Genomic DNA, 17707 nt, shown 5'->3' with positions numbered 1-17707 from the left:
TCTTTCTTATTTAGCCTCGTACCAAGTTGCTCCTTCATTTTCATCTGCGATAAGGGGAACACTGAGCTGGATGGCTTCTTCCATGGTTTGTTTCACTAGAGCTTTGACGGCTGCTAGTTCTGATTTCGGAACTTCAAGGACGATTTCATCGTGCACTTGTAACAGCATCTTAGTCTGATAACCACCTGCAACCAAGGCCTTGTCTAGCTGAATCATAGCAATTTTGAGAATATCTGCTGCCGATCCCTGGATAGGGGAGTTAATGGCTGTCCGCTCCGCAAAACCACGAATATTGAAGTTGCGCGAATTAATATCTGGCAACTCACGACGACGCTTGAAGAGAGTCTCTACATAGCCCTTATCACGCGCTTCACGCACCACCTCATCCATGTAGTTTTTAATACCTGGGAAGCGTTCAAAGTAAGTGTCAATGTAGGCTTTAGCCTCCTTACGGCTGATACCAAGATTGTTTGCCAAACCAAAGTCTGAAATCCCGTAAACCACTCCGAAGTTAACCGCCTTGGCATTGCGACGGTCGTTTGGAGTCACATCCTCTGGACGTTCAATTCCAAAGACCCGCATGGCCGTTGAAGTATGGATGTCAGCTCCTTCTTGGAAAGCCTTGATTAAGTGCTCATCCTTAGAGATATGCGCCAAAACGCGCAACTCAATCTGTGAATAGTCCGAGCTGAGTAGTACACTATCCTCCCACTCTGGCACAAAAGCCTTACGAATGAGGCGGCCTTGTTCCAAACGAACAGGAATATTTTGCAAGTTTGGATCCACACTAGACAGACGCCCTGTCTGAGTCAAATCCTGCACATAGCGTGTGTGAATCTTGCCATCAGCCAAAATCCAGTCCTGCAAACCAATCACATAGGTAGATTGAATCTTCGCAATCTGACGGTAATCGAGAATTTTTTTAACAATTGGCGCAATAGGAGCCAGACGCTCTAGCACATCCACGGCTGTCGAGTAACCTGTCTTGGTTTTCTTGGTGTATTCTAGAGGAAGACCAAGCTTTTCAAAGAGCAGTACTCCCAACTGCTTAGGAGAGTTGATATTAAACTCCTCACCAGCCAGTTCGTAAATCTCTTGAGTGAGTTGCTCAATGACGACCTCATTTTCAGCTTGCATCTCAAGCAGGGTTTCTTTTTTGACCTTGATACCAGCAATTTCCATCTTAGCAAGGACAAAAGCCAGAGGTTGCTCCATGTCATAGAGGAGATCTAACTGCCCATGTTCACTGAGTTTTTCAAGTAAAACAGGCTCAGTCTCAACCAATACAGCAACCTTGCGAGCCAAGTGCTCCAAGAATTTCTCTCTCTCAGGGATAGCTTTCTTGACACCCTTGCCGTAGAAAATCTCATCATCAGCCAAATAAGTTTGGCCATAGAGATTCGCAATGGTTGAAATTTCATTGTTCTCGACTGTTGAGAGTAAGTATTTAGCCAAACGACTGTCAAAAGCAGGGGTCTGCAGGTTCAAGCCCAAGCGATTTAAAAGAACCTTAGCTTTCTTAAAGTCATACACTTTCAGAGGTGTTTTTTCTAGAAAATTCTTGAGAATCGGCTCCTGCAAGAGCTCAAGTTTGTCTGTAGCGTAAAGTTTATCTCCACAGGACCAGGCAAAACCAACCAAGTCGTCTGTATGGTAGTTCTCACCAAAGAGCTCAAAGTGGAAGATGGAGTCAGAACTCAGCATATCTTCCTTCACTTGGTCAACGATAGTGAAGTCCAACCTCTCAGCCACATCCGTCGACGAAACATTTAAAGCTTGCTTGAGTTGTTTGAAGCCCATTTCATCGTAGAATTTGCCGAGATTTTCCACATCTGGTCCACTATAGACCAAATCATCAAGGCCAATCTCAATCGGTGCATTTGTCTCAATAGTCGCCAAGGTTTTAGACAGGAAGGCTTGTTCCTTATCATTGATGAGATTTTCCTTCATCTTAGAAGCCTTCATCCCATCAATATTTTCGTAAATACCCTCAAGCGAACCATGTTCTAGCAAGAGCTTGATACCCGTCTTTTCACCAATCTTAGTGACGCCAGGGATATTATCAGACTTATCCCCCATCAGGGCCTTGAGGTCTATAAACTGAGCTGGTGTGAGGCCCATCTTTTCCATAAGATAGTCTGGCGTAAAGGCCTCAAACTCAGCCACACCTTTCTTGGAAATCTCGACCACCGTATGCTGATCCGTCAACTGAATCAAGTCCTTGTCTCCGCTAACGATAGTCACATCAAAAGAATCCTTCTCAGCCAAACGACCTAGGGTTCCGATGATATCATCCGCTTCATACTGAGGCAACTCATAGTGTCGAATCCCAAGGTGGTCTAACAACTCACGAATGAAGGGAAATTGCTCACGAAACTCATCTGGAGTTTTAGCACGGCCACCCTTGTAGTCTGCATACATCTCTGTTCGGAAAGTCGTCTTACCTGCATCAAAAGCTACCAAAACATGGCTGGGGTCAACTCGCTCCAAGACATGATTTAACATGAGTTGAAAGCCATAGATTGCATTGGTATGAAGACCATTAGCATTTTTAAATCGATCCAGCTGCTGATAGAGCGCAAAAAAAGCTCGAAAAGCAACAGAAGATCCATCAATTAATAATAATTTTTTCTTGTCCATACACCCATTATAAAGGAAAGCAAGGAAAAATACCATCGGAAAGAATAGGCAAATGGTAGTGAAGCCCTCTTTTTTATATTCTTTCTAGATTCTAGCTCCATTACTATCCACTCGATGGCCATCCACAGTGGTATTCACTGCTAAAGCCCCTGAAGCATTGACGTAGTAATACTTTCCTCCTACTTGGAACCACTGGCTAGACTTCATAGCTCCTGAACTCTCCAAATAATACCATGTTCCATTTTCCTTTAGCCATCCTGTCTGCATCTCCCCTGATGCCTTTAGATAGTACCAATGCGAACCATCCTTCACCCAACCTGTTGACATGGTTCCATTGTCTTTAAAGTGATACCAACTGCCATTTATTTTCTTCCAACCAGTTGCGAGTTTCCCGTTCTCACGGTAATTCCAAATACCGTTTTGCTTCTTCCAACCATTCTCCACCGATTCTGTTTCCATATACTGGACGTATCTCCTCGTTCCACTATAGGATAGGTAGCTGAGCCATTTATAACCGTCCTTTTCTACGATTTGATCGTAGCTAACATTTTCACCAGTATAGTAGTAGTCAATAACTTGTGCTGTACTTGACGGCTGGTTTCGAATGGCAGACTTTTGAGTAAACGTATGAGTTCCACTAGATGCCAACCCTGACCTGATAGGATTTCCAGTTCTACCACCACTCCCTACCAAGTCCTTAAAATGGATAAAGCCTGTCATAGAGCTAGCTTTTACGCTTCGGCGATTGTATTTCTCCCTAACACCATAGTTATACTCTTCGATCTCAATCGTATCTCCTGATACATTAGATACCCAGGCCACGTGCCCATAATAACCTTCTGTCGACCAAGCGATAGATCCAACTTCTGGCTTGCTATCAACACGGTAGCCTTCTCTCCTTGCACGGTGTCCCCATTCATTCGCATTACCGTAGGCAGGAGGAATCTCAAAGCCATTTACACTATTCAAACGAAAGGCCGCAAAAGACGTACATTGGCGAGAATACATCCGCCACTGGTCAATTTCCACACTACCATTTTTGTAGTGAAGCGGATAGTCATCACCACGCGCTACACTATCGGCCTGAACCGATTCACCACCAAACAAAAAAGCACTCGTAACCAACAATGTAGCCAGCCCTACACCCAACTGCGTATATCTACTCTTCTTAACTCCTGATTTTAAAAACGTCATTCTTTCTCCTTAATAATATAAATTTCCGAGGTTACCCTCCTTTATACTATTCGGGAGAAAAAGAAAAAAGTGAGCAAAGCTCACTTTATTTTAGGATTCTTAGTCTAGATAGCGAATCAAATTCTTCTCTGTTAAGATATCTGAGTAGGTGAAGGATTCTACGTAAACATTAGCTTGTTTATCTCCCTCAACATCCCCAAATTCAACGATAAATAGAGACGGATAAACTTCAATTAGCTTACCCAATCGATTTTTTTGGCGCTTACGGCCATTTTCCAAAGTCATTTCAACGACTTGTCCCTCATGCGCCTTAATTTCTTCTTTGATTTTTTTCATCTTGGCTACATCTGTAAATGCATCTGACATCTTATGCCTCCCTCTTTGAGATACTTGAAAATTTATTGTATTCTTTTTGGAAAATCAATTCCACTGTTCCACGAGCTCCACTACGGTTTTTCTCGATGATAACCTCAACCTTATTATTTGGAATTCCTTCCTCTTCTTCACCCGCACGATCGTAGTAGTCGTCACGGTATAGAAAGGCTACGATATCTGCATCCTGCTCGATAGAACCCGATTCACGAATATCAGACAAGACTGGCCTCTTATCCTGCCGCTGTTCCACTCCACGAGATAACTGACTAAGAGCAATGACTGGAACTTTCAATTCCTTAGCAAGAATTTTCAACTGACGAGAAATTTCAGAAACTTCTTGTTGGCGGTTCTCACGACCAGTCCCTGTGATAAGCTGTAGGTAGTCGATCAAAATCAATCCTAGATTGCCCGTTTCTTGAGCTAGTTTGCGTGAACGAGAGCGAATTTCCGTGATTCGAATCCCTGGTGTATCATCGATATAGATACTCGCGTTGGCTAGATTTCCTTGGGCAATAGTATACTTTTGCCACTCCTCATCAGTCAATTGACCCGTACGGATAGAATGAGACTCCACCAAGCCTTCGGCCGCTAGCATCCGGTCTACTAGACTTTCCGCACCCATTTCCAATGAAAAGATAGCTACCGTCTTGTCCAACTTAGTCCCAATGTTCTGCGCAATGTTCAAAGCAAAGGCCGTCTTACCAACCGCTGGACGCGCCGCTAGGATAATCAACTCCTCCTCGTGGAGACCTGTCGTCATATGGTCCAAATCACGGTAGCCCGTCGCAATACCTGTGATATCCGTTGTTTGTTGTGACCGAACTTCTAGGTTCCCAAAGTTGATATTTAGAATATCTCGGATATTCTTGAAACCACTACGATTGGCGTTTTCACTAACATCAATGAGTCCCTTTTCAGCTTGAGCAATGATCTCATCTGCAGGCTTAGAAGCTTCATAGGCTTGGTTGACAGACTCTGTCAACTTGGAAATCAAGCGACGTAGCATAGCCTTTTCCGCAACGATTTTAGCATAATATTCCGCATTAGCTGAAGTTGGTACAGAGTTGACAATTTCGACAAGGTAAGACAAGCCACCAATATTTTGGAGATCCCCTTGGTTATCCAAAATCGTCCGAACCGTTGTCGCATCAATCGCTTCTCCACGATCCGACAAGTCTACCATCGCTTGGAAGATCAACCGATGAGCATACTTAAAGAAGTCTCGAGAATCAATATATTCTCGGACAAAAACGAGCTTGCTCTCATCTATAAAAATAGCCCCCAGAACAGATTGTTCGGCCAAAATATCCTGAGGTTGAACTCGCAGTTCCTCTACTTCTGCCATCCGACTTTCCTTCCTTTTACAATCTTGTCAAGAAGTTGTAAAGTTACCCTTCTTTTACACGAAGATTGATGACACTTGTAACATCTTGGTAGATTTTCACTGGTACATCAATCAAACCTACTGCTCGAATTGGTGCCTTTACTTGAATATGACGTTTGTCAATATTGATTCCGAATTGCTTTTGCAATTCTTCTGCAATTTTCTTGTTGGTGATGGAGCCAAATGTACGGCCATCTGGTCCAACTTTTTCAACAAACTCTACGACAGTCTCTTCTGATTCAAGCTTGGCTTTGATGGCTTTTGCTTCAGCAATCATTTCAGCATGAGCCTTTTCTTCTGATTTTTGTTTACCACGCAACTCGCCCACTGCTTGAGCAGTCGCTTCCTTGGCCAAATTCTTTTTAATCAGGAAGTTTTGGGCGTAGCCAGTTGGCACTTCCTTGATTTCGCCTTTTTTCCCTTTTCCTTTGACATCTGCTAAAAAGATTACTTTCATTCTTCTTTCTCCTTTTCTTTTAATTCATCTAAAATAAGTTGAGTCAATTTTTCTCCTGCTTCTGACAGACTCATATTCTCGATTTGCGCAGCTGCTAGATTAAAGTGACCTCCACCACCCAGCTCTTCCATAATACGTTGCACATTGATTTTACTACGACTTCGAGCCGAGATAGAGATAAATCCTTGTGTATTTTTTGCTAGAACGAAGCTGGCTTCAATGCCGGACATAGCCAACATAGCATCGGCAGCCTTACTGATAACAACTGTGTCATAAGTCGTTGAGTCCTTAGCTTGGGCGATCAAGATATCTGAACCCAACTTATGACCTTGTAAAATGAGTTCATTTACCTCACGGTACTCTTCAAAATCTGTCGCAGCAATCTCCTGGATAGCAATACTGTCACTTCCACGTGTTCTGAGATAGCTGGCCACATCAAAAGTTCGACTCGTCACGCGAGATGTGAAATTCTTGGTATCCAGCATCATACCAGCCATCAAAACACTAGCCTGCATACGACTCAAACGATTTTTCTTAGAATTTTGGAACTGAATCAATTCTGTTACCAACTCACTCGCACTACTTGCCCCACTCTCAATATACGTTATAACGGCATTATCAGGGAAGTCCTGATCACGTCTATGATGGTCAATGACAATGGTTTGAGTGAACAGTTCGTAAAAATCTTTCGATAAAGTCAAAGCTGTCTTCGAATGATCCACTAAAATCAACAACGAACGATTTGTGACTAACTTCATCGCATCTGTAAGAGGCAAGAGTTTAGTGACTCCTTCTTTCCCCAAGAAGTTGACGGCGCGCTCAATGTCTGGCGACATTTGTTCTGCATCATAAACAGCATAGCTATTTTCAGTGATATTGTTAGCAAACAACTGCATGCCAACCGCAGACCCCAAGGCATCCATATCCAGATTCTTATGACCAACTACAAAGACCTGATCCACACTGCGAATCTTATCTGAAATAGCTGTCATCATAGCTCTCGTACGTGTTCTCGTTCTCTTAACAGAGGCTGCGGAACCACCACCAAAGTAGACTGGATTCTTGGTTTCATCATTTTCCTTGACTACCACTTGGTCCCCACCACGAACCTCAGCTAAGTTCAAGTTCCTTAAAGCAACTTTCCCTATCTCATCATGATTTCCATCACCATAAGAAAAGCCCATGCTCAAGGTCAATGGCAACTGTCTCTGTTTTGACTCCTCACGAAAGGCATCAATCACAGAGAATTTATCATTCATCAAGCCCTCAAGAACTGTGTAATCAGTAAATAGATAAAATCGATCCATCCCCACACGCCGAGAAAACATAGCATATTGACCAGCAAACTCTGAAACAAAATTTGCCACAAAACTATTGATATGACTGATATCCGATTCGGAGGTCGCATCCTCTAAATCATCGTAGTTGTCTACCGAGATGACCCCAATCACTGGTCGACTGGTTACCAATTCGACAGTTGCTTCGTATTCCCCTGAAACGTCAAAAAAATACAGGACACCTGAAGCCTTGTCCATATGAACGGCATAGCGTGTTTCGCCTAGGGTAGCGTAAGAACCAGGGTTCCCCACAGAAGCCTTGATAATGGTTTGAATCAAGTCAACATCAATTTCGCCTTCTTCAGTCGTCAAAATCAACTCAGCATAAGGATTAAACCATTCGACTTCGCCACTAGATAAGTCTAATTTCAGAACACCAACTGGCATTTGATCAAGCAGCGTGTTCAAGCTATCTTCCGCTTGATGGTTTACGTATTGGATTTGTTCAATTTCGCTCTTTTCATACTGTTTTTTTTGCCAGATGAATAAAAGCAGATAAAGAAGTACAAATAAAAACAAGGCACTGATTGTTACAACATTATTTTGTGAAAAAATAATCAGCATTGTTAAGGTTCCGAAAGTTGCAATCCCTAGTAGAACCGCAGAAATCGGAGTTAAATTATTTTTTTTCATTCTAAACCTCTTGCGCATTATTATATCACAAAAGCCCTTAAAAAGCGACCTTTAAAAAGTGGTAAGCCTCCTTTTCCTTATTGATTTTTTTATGATTTTAATGCAAAAAGGAGGATAAGCTAACCATCCTCCTGCACATCTATATACTCTGGTTACTGTCACTTAACGTTCAACGATGAGGGCTGTTCCCATCCCTCCCCCGATACAGAGAGTTGCTAAACCAGTTTTAGCATCACGTTTCATCATCTCATGTACCAGAGTCACTAAGATACGGCAGCCTGAAGCTCCAATTGGGTGACCAAGAGCAATCGCGCCACCATTGACATTGACAATATCTGTGTTAAAGCCAAGTGTTTTCCCAACCGCACAAGCCTGAGCGGCAAAGGCTTCATTTGACTCAATCAAGTCAAGATCATCAACTGTCAAATTGCCTTTTTCAAGAGCCTTGCGAGTCGCATAAATTGGTCCACATCCCATCATCTTAGGATCCAAACCTGCACTTGCATACGAACGAATGCGGGCAATCACTGAAAGTCCTAATTCTTCAGCTTTTTCAGCACTCATGACCAAGACAGCCGCTGCTCCGTCATTGATTCCTGAAGCATTTCCAGCTGTAACAGAACCGTCTTTTTTGAAAACAGAACCTAGTTTAGACAAACTCTCTAAGCTAGCATCTTTTCTAGGATATTCATCTGTATCAAAAACGATAGGATCGCCTTTGCGTTGAGGAATGACCACTGGCACAATCTCTTCTTTAAAGCGGCCAGATTCTATAGCCGCAACTGCTCGTTTTTGTGATTCTAAAGCAAGAGCGTCTTGTTCTTCTCGACTGATACCATATTCTTCAGCCACATTCTCAGCTGTAATCCCCATATGGTATTCGTTAAAGGCATCAGACAAACCGTCCTTAATCATGGTATCTACAACTTTCGAATCGCCCATACGGCCGCCCCAACGGAAGTTTGGCAAAACATATGGAGCCTGACTCATATTTTCTGCACCACCAGCCACGACAATATCTGCATCACCGCACTGAATCGCTTGAGCAGCTAACTGAACTGCCTTTAACCCAGAACCACAAACCTTATTAATGGTAAAGGCTGGTGTAAATTCAGGGAGCCCCGCTTGAATGCTCATTTGGCGAGCCACGTTTTGGCCTAAACCTGCGCCTAGGACATTCCCCATAATCACTTCATCTACCTGCTCTGGTTTAATATTCGCTTTTTCCAAAGCGCTCTTAATGACCAAAGAGCCCAAATCAACAGCAGAAACATTCTTTAAGCTCCCACCAAAGGAACCTAAAGGTGTTCGCACCGCCGAAACAATCACCACGTCTTTCATGACTATCTCCAATTATAACTCTTATAATGATGCAATACAAAAGTGGTTTACACTGGTGTAAACCACTTTAAAAATTCTATTTTATGATTCTTTTACTTCAAGCAAACCAACTTCACCATCTTCACGACGATACAAAACATTTGTTGTTTGATCTTCTACGTCTACATAGATAAAGAAATCATGTCCTAACAAGTCCATTTGAAGAAGAGCTTCTTCCAAATCCATTGGTTTTAAATCAATTTGTTTTGAACGAACCACTTTTGGCTGCACAACATTTGCATCTTCAACTAGAGCATCTGTAAAGAGTTGGCTTGTTGCAACCTTATTTTTATTCTTGCGTTCGATTTTTGTTTTATTTTTTCGAATCTGGCGTTCAATTTTATCTGTTACAAGATCAATAGAACCATACATATCTTGAGAAATATCTTCTGCACGAAGAGTAATTGAGCCAAGTGGAATTGTTACTTCAACTTTTGCTGTTTTTTCACGGTAAACTTTCAAGTTAACACGTGCATCCAACTCTTGTTCAGGTTGAAAATATTTTTCGATCTTTTCGAGTTTAGAAACTACATAATTGCGAATTGCTTCTGTTACTTCTAGGTTTTCACCACGGATACTATATTTAATCATATAAGTACCTTCTTTCTAAACATTTTTATTTTTCTAACTATATTATAACGCTTTCATTTTCATTTTGCAAATTTTTTCCTTATCTTACAAGAGAAAAAGTTTTGACTTCCAAAACACCTGCTTCTTCCAGAAGCCTTTTCACACGATTAATAGTCGCTCCTGTTGTATAGATGTCATCAATCAACAAAATCTTCTTAGGAAGTGAGGTCTCATCTTTAATGAAAAATGGGATCTCAGTAGCTAATCTTTCTGAACGATTCTTAGAAGAACTAGCTTTCTCTTCTCTTTTCCCTAATAAGTCTTGAAAGGAAAATCCTGCCGCCTCAACCAAACCTTCAACCTGATTAAATCCCCTCTCAAGCAATCTTTCAGGACTTAAGGGAATTACCACAAATTCATAGTCTCTATACTTTTTCAACTCATTAGCAAGAACAGAAGCGAAAACTTTTCTAAGTAGAAAATCCCCATCAAACTTATATCGACTAAAGAAGTCTTTCATAGCTTGATTGTAGGTGAATATCGCCTTATGGCTAACTTGAATCCCTTCTTTACACCAAAGTTCACAATCTTGACACGTGGTTGACAACCCTCTTTTCATGCAGTTTGGACAATAGTCTTCACCAATCTTCTCAAAACTAGAAGCACAAGTTGAGCAAAGATAACTGCAGTCATCCCTCAAAAGGAAGAGACTACTAAAAGTTAACTCACTCTTTGTAGTCTGGCCACATAATAAACAATTCATAATCCCGCCTCCTTGTTCATCTGCTTGATTTCCTTGATTGCCTTTTTGATGGAAGTATTTAATCCATCATGAAAGAAGAGCAACTCACCAGTTGGTCTGTCCATACTACGCCCAACTCGCCCACCAATCTGAATCAAGCTAGACTTGGTAAAGAGACGATGATTAGCTTCTACTACGAAAACATCCACACAAGGGAAGGTAACCCCACGTTCCAAGATTGTCGTACTGATCAGTATTGTCAGTTCTCCATCTCGAAAAGCTTGCACTTGCTCTAACCGGTCTTCTGTGACAGAAGATACAAAACCGATATTCTCATTCGGGTACTGCTCTTGCAAAATTTCTTTTAGTTTTTCACCTTTCTTAATCTCTGATGCAAAGATTAACAAGGGATAACCTGTTCTTCTCTGCCTCTCAATAAAGGTCTTTAACTTAGGTGACAACTGACTCTTATCTAAATAACGATTAAAATCTGATAACCAAACTGGCTTTGGAATGATCAATGGATTTCCATGAAATCGTCTTGGCAAGCTCAACCTTTTTAATTCTCCTGTGCGAACCATCTTATCTAACTCATCTGTAGAAGTCGCTGTAAGGAATATCTTTAACCCCTCCTCCTTTACACATTGGTTTACAGCGTAATAAAGCACAGGATTGTCAACATAAGGAAAGGCATCTACTTCATCCACTATCAGCAAATCAAAAGCATGATGAAATTTTAATAGCTGATGAGTCGTTGCAACAACTAGTGGAGTTCGAAAATAGGGTTCTGATTCGCCATGGAGCAGTGCTATTCTACAAGCAAAATCATTCTGCAGTCGTTTATACAACTCCAAACAAACATCGATTCGAGGACTGGCCAAACAAACTGAACCACCATCATTAATCACTTTGGCTACAACTTGATAAATCATCTCTGTCTTTCCAGCTCCTGTGACAGCATGAACTAAGGTCGGTTCCTGCTTGTCTACCGCTTGAAGCAGTCCCTCTGACACTTTTTCTTGAAAAGGTGTTAACTGACCACGCCATTTGAGAACATCTTGTTTAGGAAAATCCTCCTGAGGAAAATAGTATAAAGCTTGATCGCTCCTAACGCGCTTCATCAACAAGCATTCCCGACAATAGTAAGCCCCAATGGGCAAATACCAATCTTCTAGAATAGAACTATTACAACGTTGACAGAAAAGTTTCCCCTTCTCTTTTCTCATTGCCGGTAGTTTTACGGCCATCTCTCGTTCTTCTTTAGTTAATTCTTTCTCAGTAAACAAGTGACCGAGATAATTTGGATTTACTTTCATACTTCTTTATTCGTAAATATCTAGCGCTTTTGGTATTTTTTTAGTACAATTAAATCATGGAATTTAGAACAATTAAAGAGGATGGGCAAGTCCAAGAAGAAATTAAAAAGTCACGCTTTATCTGTCACGCAAAGCGTGTCTATAGTGAAGAAGAGGCTCGTGACTTTATCACTGCTATCAAAAAAGAACACTACAAAGCCACCCATAACTGCTCTGCTTTTATTGTAGGGGAACGCAGTGAGATCAAGCGTACGAGTGATGATGGCGAGCCTAGTGGTACCGCTGGAGTCCCAATGCTTGGCGTCTTAGAAAATCATAACCTTACTAATGTCTGCGTAGTGGTTACTCGCTACTTTGGGGGGGTTAAGTTAGGTGCTGGTGGTTTGATTCGTGCTTATGCAGGAAGCGTAGCCTTGGCAGTCAAAGAAATTGGCATTATTGAAATCAAAGAGCAGGCTGGCATAGCCATTCAGATGTCTTACGCTCAATACCAAGAGTACAGTAACTTCCTTAAAGAACATAATCTCATGGAGCTGGATACAAACTTTACAGATCAAGTTGATACAATGATTTATGTTGACAAAGAAGAGAAAGAAAATATCAAGGCTGCTCTTGTGGAGTTTTTTAATGGAAAGGTTACTTTAACAGATCAAGGTTTACGAGAAGTTGAAGTCCCTGTAAACTTAGTGTAAACAAAGGAGAAATGCATGGCGTTTGAAAAATTTATTCAAGGACTTGCTGGTAACTTCAGCGAGCAAAACAAAGAAGCTCTTATCAAAGAATACGGTCAATACCTACTAGAGAATGAAGAAATCCAAAGTGGATATAAGCTCATTCGCGACGCAATCATCTTTACAAATATTCGTATCATCTTTACAGACAAGCAAGGCGCTACTGGTCGCAAGATGTCTGTTAAGTCACTCTTTTTGATGAACATTGTCAACGTTGAAATGGAAACTGCAGGAGCAGGTATAGACGATAGTGAGATTACGATCACTTATTTAGAGAATGTCTTTCTAAAAGCACATAATGAACATTTTAGTTCCCACAAATTTGAATTTCCTAAGAAAACGGATATTCTTCCCCTTTACACTTATTTACTAGAACTTGCTTATCACAATCGATTGAAAATTAATGGCTTAGACCTTTGATATAAAAAAATCCTATCGCTTCGATAGGATTTCTATATTTTACAAATAGCCTAGAGCACGTTATACTAGTATCATCTTATACAAAGAGGTATATCTATGACTATTTATAACAATATCACTGAACTAATTGGACAAACACCAATTGTTAAACTCAACAATATCGTTCCAGAAGGTGCTGCAGATGTTTATGTAAAACTTGAAGCTTTTAACCCTGGATCGTCAGTAAAAGACCGCATTGCCCTTAGCATGATTGAAAAAGCGGAACAAGATGGTATTCTAAAACCAGGTGCTACCATTGTTGAAGCAACGAGTGGAAATACTGGTATCGGACTTTCTTGGGTAGGTGCTGCTAAGGGATATAAAGTTGTTATCGTCATGCCCGAAACGATGAGTGTGGAACGACGTAAGATTATCCAAGCTTATGGTGCCGAACTCGTCCTTACTCCTGGTAGCGAAGGAATGAAAGGAGCTATTGCCAAAGCTCAGGAAATCGCTGCTGAACGTGACGGCTTCCTTCCACTCCAATTTAATAACCCAGCTAATCCTGAAATACACGAAAGAACAACAGGAGCTGAAATACTGGCTGCTTTCGGTTCTGATGGACTAGATGCCTTTGTGGGTGGTGTTGGTACCGGTGGAACGATCTCCGGTGTTTCTCACGCTCTTAAAGCAGCAAATCCAAACATTCAAGTTTATGCAGTAGAAGCAGATGAATCTGCGATCTTATCTGGTGAAAAACCAGGGCCTCACAAAATTCAAGGCATCTCAGCTGGATTTATTCCTGAAACACTTGACACAAAGGCCTATGATGGTATCGTCCGCGTAACGTCAGATGATGCTCTAGCTCTTGGCCGTGAAATTGGTGGAAAAGAAGGCTTCCTTGTTGGGATTTCTTCAGCTGCAGCTATTTACGGGGCAATTGAAGTTGCCAAGAAATTAGGTACAGGTAAGAAAGTACTTGCTTTAGCACCAGATAACGGCGAACGTTATCTGTCTACAGCACTCTATGAATTTGAAGTGTAGTCTCCTAAATGCACTTAGCCCTTATTAAAGGGCTTTTTCTTTGACCAATTTAAAGAAAAATCTAAGTTCTCTACAGCAAAAGAAAAAGGAAGCAAATTGCTTCCTCTTTTATCATTAGTTATTCAAGGCTGCTGCCATTGTAGCTGCAACTTCAGCTTCGAAGTCATTTGCAGCTTTCTCGATACCTTCACCAACTTCAAAGCGAGCGAACTCAACTACTGAAGCATTTACTGATTCAAGATAAGCTTCAACTGTCTTGCTGTCATCCATGATGTAGACTTGTGCAAGAAGTGTGTATGCTTGGTCAACTTTAGTATTGTCAAGCATGAAGCGGTCCATTTTACCTGGGATGATTTTGTCCCAGATTTTTTCTGGTTTGCCTTCTGCAACCAACTCAGCTTTGATGTCAGCTTCAGCTTGAGCGATTACTTCATCAGTCAATTGTGCTTTTGATCCATATTTCAAGTGTGGAAGAGCTGGTTTGTTAACCATAGCGCGACTTTCATTGTCTTGGTCGATGACGTGGTTCAATTGTGCCAACTCATCTTTAACAAATTGAGCGTCCAATTCTTTATAAGAAAGAACTGTTGGTTTCATCGCTGCGATGTGCATTGACAATTGTTTAGCAAGAGCTTCGTCTCCACCTTCGATAACTGAGATAACACCGATACGACCACCATTGTGTTGGTAAGCTCCAAAGTGTTGTGCATCTGTTTTTTCGATCAAAGCAAAACGACGGAATGAGATTTTTTCCCCGATAGTTGCAGTTGCAGACACATAAGCTGCTTCAAGAGTTTCACCTGAAGGCATTGTCAAAGCAAGTGCTTCTTCGTTGTTAGCTGGTTTTCCTTCAGCAATTACTTTAGCTGTAGCATTAACCAAGTCAACGAATTGAGCGTTTTTCGCAACGAAGTCAGTTTCAGCGTTTACTTCAATTACTGCTGCAACGTTACCGTTAACATAAACACCAGTCAAACCTTCTGCAGCAACGCGGTCAGCTTTCTTAGCTGCTTTCGCCATACCTTTTTCACGAAGCAATTCAATCGCTTTTTCGATATCGCCGTCTGTTTCTACAAGCGCTTTTTTAGCGTCCATAACACCGGCACCAGATTTTTCACGCAACTCTTTTACAAGTTTAGCTGTAATTTCTGCCATTTTGATTCTCCTATATTTTTTAAAAAATAGGAGAGCCGGGCTACGCCCCGCCCTCCTAGGTAATTACTATTTATATGAATTAAGCGTTGTCGCCTTCTACAACTTCAACGATTTCTTCGATTGAGTCTGCTTGAGCTTCTGAAGCTGCAAATTCTGCTTCAACTGCTGCTGCATCTTCACCTTGACGTCCTTCGATGATAGCATCAGCCAATTTAGCTGTGATCAATTTAACAGCGCGGATAGCATCATCGTTAGCTGGGATGATTACATCGATATCATCTGGATCAGTGTTTGTGTCAACCATCGCTACAACTGGGATACCCAATTTTTTAGCTTCTTTAACAGCGATTTGCTCTTTATGCGGGTCAACTACGTACATTACATCTGGGATACGAGGCATGTCTTCGATACCACCCAAGAATTTTTCAAGACGTGCACGTTGCTTGTTAAGAAGTGCAACTTCTTTCTTAGGAAGAACGTCGAAAATTCCTTCTTCTTCCATACGTTTGATTTCTTTCAAACGAGCAATACGTTTTTGGATAGTTCCCCAGTTAGTAAGAGTTCCACCCAACCAACGGTGGTTGATGTAGTATTGACCTGAACGTACAGCTTCTTCAGCAACAGCGTCAGCAGCTTGTTTCTTAGTACCAACAAACAATACAACTGCATCGTTAGCTGCTGCATCACGCATAAAGTCATATGCTTGGTCAGCGTATTTTACAGTTTGTTGCAAGTCGATAACGTGGATTCCGTTACGCTCAGTGAAGATGTACTTAGCCATCTTAGGGTTCCAGCGACGAGTTTGGTGACCAAAGTGTACACCAGCCTCAAGAAGTTGTTTCATTGAAATTACTGCCATGAGTATTTCTCCTTTTTGTTTTTTCCTCTTCTAGATTTCAGCTTGCAAAACGACCCAAGGGCAACAGTTTCACAATTCATCAAGAATGAGTATTATCGTTTACACGACAAGTTTTATTCTATCATATTTCAACAGTATTTTCAAGCTATTTAGTAGAATTTTAGTAGGACTTTCGGATAAAAACATTAAAAGAGACTCGATTGAGTCTCTTCGTTTTATACATTAGTTTGGATAGATGTATGTTACATAACCTTCAGAAGTTGTAGTTGGGTTGAACCATCCACGTTTGTTTCCGATTGTACGATCTCCACCGTAGTTTGATTCTGATACTTGAATACGAGTTGATGATGAAACTGCTGTAACAACCGCTACGTGTCCATAACCACCATCATTCCAGCATGCAATCGCACCAACTTGTGGAGTTGAACCTGTACGGAATCCTGCTGCGGCTGCACTTGTTGCCCACTGAGCTCCGTTGCCCCAGTAATCTCCAGCCCAAGGTGCCAATGTTTTAGCTCCCCAAGTACATTCACCAGTTGGATAACTTGAAGCATTTGAGCTGTAAGTTGGGCGTTGTCTAGCAGGCGCTGCCGCAGGTGCTGGAGTGTAGCTTGAATCCTCATCGTCAGTTGTTGATGTTGCCTGTACTTGAGCTGAGAAACTTGTGTTTCCAGAAGCAACAACTGACTGCTGTTGGCTTGTTTGACGTGCTCTGTAAGCTGCTTCAGCTTCTGCTGCAGCACGTGCTTCTGCCTCTGCTGCTGCTTTCTTCTCTAGCAAACTAGCTTTTTCACCTTCTGCAGTAGCTTTTTCAGCAGCAAGATTCAACTCTGCAACCTTCAACTCAGCTTGCTTAGTTGTCAATGCCTGCGCATCATCAGCCAGTTTTTGTTGGTTAGCAATAACTGTATTGATTGCTTCATTATTGGCTACTTGTTTATCAGAAATTGCTTTTTTATCAGCCTTTTGTTGCTCCAACATTTTGTTGTTAGCCGATACAATCTCGCTCATTGCAGCAACACGCGAAATGGCTTCTGTGATTGATTTTGAGTTTACAATTGTATTAATGTAGCTAGTCGCAGCTCCATTTGTCTGTGCGCTACGTGCTTGTTTTTCTAAAGAAGCATTACGAGCCACGATATTTTTAGAAAGCTCTGTAATTTCTCCTTCAAGTTTTTTAGATTCAGCTTGTAATTTTTCGTTTTCAGCTTGCAAGCTTGCTTGCTCTGCTTGAATTGTTGAAACTTGACCTTGGATTTGATCCACTTGCTTTTGAGCTTCTTGTTGTTGCTCTGTTAAACTGCTAATTTTATTATCTTGAGCAGCAATTTTTTCATCAGTTGTTTCTGCACGAACAGTTGTCAATACTGCTGTTTGTGAGACCAATACTGTACTTAACAAAAGTGACGCTAAGATTTTTTTCTTCATATTCTGTCGATACTCCTTCTATTTGAGACATTACTAGTATACCAAAAAAAGACATAATAAATA

At 41.4% G+C, this 17707-nt stretch carries 16 protein-coding genes; 3 read left to right on the top strand and 13 right to left on the bottom strand.

Annotation, left to right across the window (positions count from 1 at the left end; genetic code table 11):
• Positions 1-6: 6 nt before the first annotated feature.
• The 10 genes from polA to HF881_RS06980 all read right to left on the bottom strand — a co-directional run bounded on the left by polA (position 7) and on the right by HF881_RS06980 (position 12028).
• The gene (gene polA, locus HF881_RS07025) at positions 7-2640 is read right to left on the bottom strand and encodes a DNA polymerase I (RefSeq protein ID WP_169446907.1); all 2634 of its coding nucleotides are present in this window, start codon (positions 2638-2640) and stop codon (positions 7-9) included.
• Positions 2641-2724: 84 nt separating this feature from the next.
• Positions 2725-3834 (bottom strand): SH3 domain-containing protein, encoded by a 1110-nt coding sequence (locus HF881_RS07020; RefSeq protein ID WP_169446906.1) that lies wholly within the window; start codon positions 3832-3834, stop codon positions 2725-2727.
• Between the two features lie 99 nt (positions 3835-3933).
• Positions 3934-4200, bottom strand: a complete 267-nt coding sequence (locus HF881_RS07015) for a Veg family protein (RefSeq protein ID WP_001278165.1) — start codon at positions 4198-4200, stop codon at positions 3934-3936.
• A gap of 1 nt (position 4201) precedes the next feature.
• Positions 4202-5554: a replicative DNA helicase gene (dnaB, locus tag HF881_RS07010; RefSeq protein WP_061588531.1), complete on the bottom strand. Its 1353-nt coding sequence runs from the start codon at positions 5552-5554 to the stop codon at positions 4202-4204.
• A 43-nt stretch (positions 5555-5597) separates the two neighbouring features.
• Entirely contained in the window at positions 5598-6050 is a 453-nt protein-coding gene (gene rplI / locus HF881_RS07005) for a 50S ribosomal protein L9 (protein ID WP_125424921.1), read from the bottom strand.
• Positions 6047-8020 (bottom strand): DHH family phosphoesterase, encoded by a 1974-nt coding sequence (locus tag HF881_RS07000; protein WP_169446905.1) that lies wholly within the window; start codon positions 8018-8020, stop codon positions 6047-6049. The genes rplI and HF881_RS07000 overlap by 4 nt, the downstream gene beginning before the upstream one ends.
• A gap of 162 nt (positions 8021-8182) precedes the next feature.
• Entirely contained in the window at positions 8183-9361 is a 1179-nt protein-coding gene (locus HF881_RS06995; protein ID WP_169446904.1) for an acetyl-CoA C-acetyltransferase, read from the bottom strand.
• A gap of 81 nt (positions 9362-9442) precedes the next feature.
• Positions 9443-9991, bottom strand: a complete 549-nt coding sequence (gene raiA / locus HF881_RS06990) for a ribosome-associated translation inhibitor RaiA (RefSeq protein WP_000599119.1) — start codon at positions 9989-9991, stop codon at positions 9443-9445.
• 79 nt (positions 9992-10070) lie between these two features.
• A complete protein-coding gene (locus HF881_RS06985; RefSeq protein ID WP_169446903.1) occupies positions 10071-10733 on the bottom strand; it encodes a ComF family protein in 663 nt (220 codons plus the stop codon).
• On the bottom strand, positions 10730-12028 hold the full coding sequence (locus tag HF881_RS06980) for a DEAD/DEAH box helicase (RefSeq protein ID WP_169446902.1): 1299 nt from the start codon (positions 12026-12028) through the stop codon (positions 10730-10732). The genes HF881_RS06985 and HF881_RS06980 overlap by 4 nt, the downstream gene beginning before the upstream one ends.
• A 56-nt stretch (positions 12029-12084) precedes the next feature.
• Here HF881_RS06980 and HF881_RS06975 point away from each other — a divergent pair, with 56 nt between their 5' ends.
• From HF881_RS06975 to cysK, 3 genes are all read left to right on the top strand, one after another.
• Entirely contained in the window at positions 12085-12720 is a 636-nt protein-coding gene (locus HF881_RS06975; protein ID WP_169446901.1) for a YigZ family protein, read from the top strand.
• Positions 12721-12735: 15 nt separating this feature from the next.
• Positions 12736-13179 (top strand): PH domain-containing protein, encoded by a 444-nt coding sequence (locus tag HF881_RS06970; RefSeq protein ID WP_169446900.1) that lies wholly within the window; start codon positions 12736-12738, stop codon positions 13177-13179.
• A gap of 96 nt (positions 13180-13275) precedes the next feature.
• On the top strand, positions 13276-14202 hold the full coding sequence (gene cysK / locus HF881_RS06965; protein ID WP_169446899.1) for a cysteine synthase A: 927 nt from the start codon (positions 13276-13278) through the stop codon (positions 14200-14202).
• Between the two features lie 114 nt (positions 14203-14316).
• Here cysK and tsf read toward each other — a convergent pair whose 3' ends face one another.
• The 3 genes from tsf to HF881_RS06950 all read right to left on the bottom strand — a co-directional run bounded on the left by tsf (position 14317) and on the right by HF881_RS06950 (position 17644).
• Complete coding sequence (gene tsf, locus HF881_RS06960; RefSeq protein WP_169446898.1) at positions 14317-15357, bottom strand: translation elongation factor Ts; 1041 nt, start codon at positions 15355-15357, stop codon at positions 14317-14319.
• Positions 15358-15436: 79 nt separating this feature from the next.
• On the bottom strand, positions 15437-16216 hold the full coding sequence (gene rpsB / locus HF881_RS06955; RefSeq protein WP_002876048.1) for a 30S ribosomal protein S2: 780 nt from the start codon (positions 16214-16216) through the stop codon (positions 15437-15439).
• A 222-nt stretch (positions 16217-16438) separates the two neighbouring features.
• On the bottom strand, positions 16439-17644 hold the full coding sequence (locus tag HF881_RS06950; protein WP_169446897.1) for a CHAP domain-containing protein: 1206 nt from the start codon (positions 17642-17644) through the stop codon (positions 16439-16441).
• Positions 17645-17707: the final 63 nt, after the last annotated feature.

This window comes from Streptococcus sp. WB01_FAA12 (assembly GCF_012843315.1).
In the GTDB taxonomy this organism is placed as follows: Bacteria; Bacillota; Bacilli; order Lactobacillales; family Streptococcaceae; genus Streptococcus.
This window is presented reverse-complemented; position numbering and strand designations above follow the sequence as displayed.

Bases quoted from the DNA above. Each gene is read 5' to 3' on its own strand.
- rpsB (WP_002876048.1), bottom strand. From the start codon at position 16,216: ATGGCAGTAATTTCAATGAAACAACTTCTTGAGGCTGGTGTACACTTT.
- polA (WP_169446907.1), bottom strand. From the start codon at position 2,640: ATGGACAAGAAAAAATTATTATTAATTGATGGATCTTCTGTTGCTTTT.
- HF881_RS06980 (WP_169446902.1), bottom strand. From the start codon at position 12,028: ATGAAAGTAAATCCAAATTATCTCGGTCACTTGTTTACTGAGAAAGAA.
- HF881_RS07000 (WP_169446905.1), bottom strand. From the start codon at position 8,020: ATGAAAAAAAATAATTTAACTCCGATTTCTGCGGTTCTACTAGGGATT.
- rplI (WP_125424921.1), bottom strand. From the start codon at position 6,050: ATGAAAGTAATCTTTTTAGCAGATGTCAAAGGAAAAGGGAAAAAAGGC.
- HF881_RS06950 (WP_169446897.1), bottom strand. From the start codon at position 17,644: ATGAAGAAAAAAATCTTAGCGTCACTTTTGTTAAGTACAGTATTGGTC.
- raiA (WP_000599119.1), bottom strand. From the start codon at position 9,991: ATGATTAAATATAGTATCCGTGGTGAAAACCTAGAAGTAACAGAAGCA.
- HF881_RS06975 (WP_169446901.1), top strand. From the start codon at position 12,085: ATGGAATTTAGAACAATTAAAGAGGATGGGCAAGTCCAAGAAGAAATT.
- cysK (WP_169446899.1), top strand. From the start codon at position 13,276: ATGACTATTTATAACAATATCACTGAACTAATTGGACAAACACCAATT.
- HF881_RS07020 (WP_169446906.1), bottom strand. From the start codon at position 3,834: ATGACGTTTTTAAAATCAGGAGTTAAGAAGAGTAGATATACGCAGTTG.
- tsf (WP_169446898.1), bottom strand. From the start codon at position 15,357: ATGGCAGAAATTACAGCTAAACTTGTAAAAGAGTTGCGTGAAAAATCT.
- HF881_RS06995 (WP_169446904.1), bottom strand. From the start codon at position 9,361: ATGAAAGACGTGGTGATTGTTTCGGCGGTGCGAACACCTTTAGGTTCC.
- HF881_RS07015 (WP_001278165.1), bottom strand. From the start codon at position 4,200: ATGTCAGATGCATTTACAGATGTAGCCAAGATGAAAAAAATCAAAGAA.
- HF881_RS06985 (WP_169446903.1), bottom strand. From the start codon at position 10,733: ATGAATTGTTTATTATGTGGCCAGACTACAAAGAGTGAGTTAACTTTT.
- dnaB (WP_061588531.1), bottom strand. From the start codon at position 5,554: ATGGCAGAAGTAGAGGAACTGCGAGTTCAACCTCAGGATATTTTGGCC.
- HF881_RS06970 (WP_169446900.1), top strand. From the start codon at position 12,736: ATGGCGTTTGAAAAATTTATTCAAGGACTTGCTGGTAACTTCAGCGAG.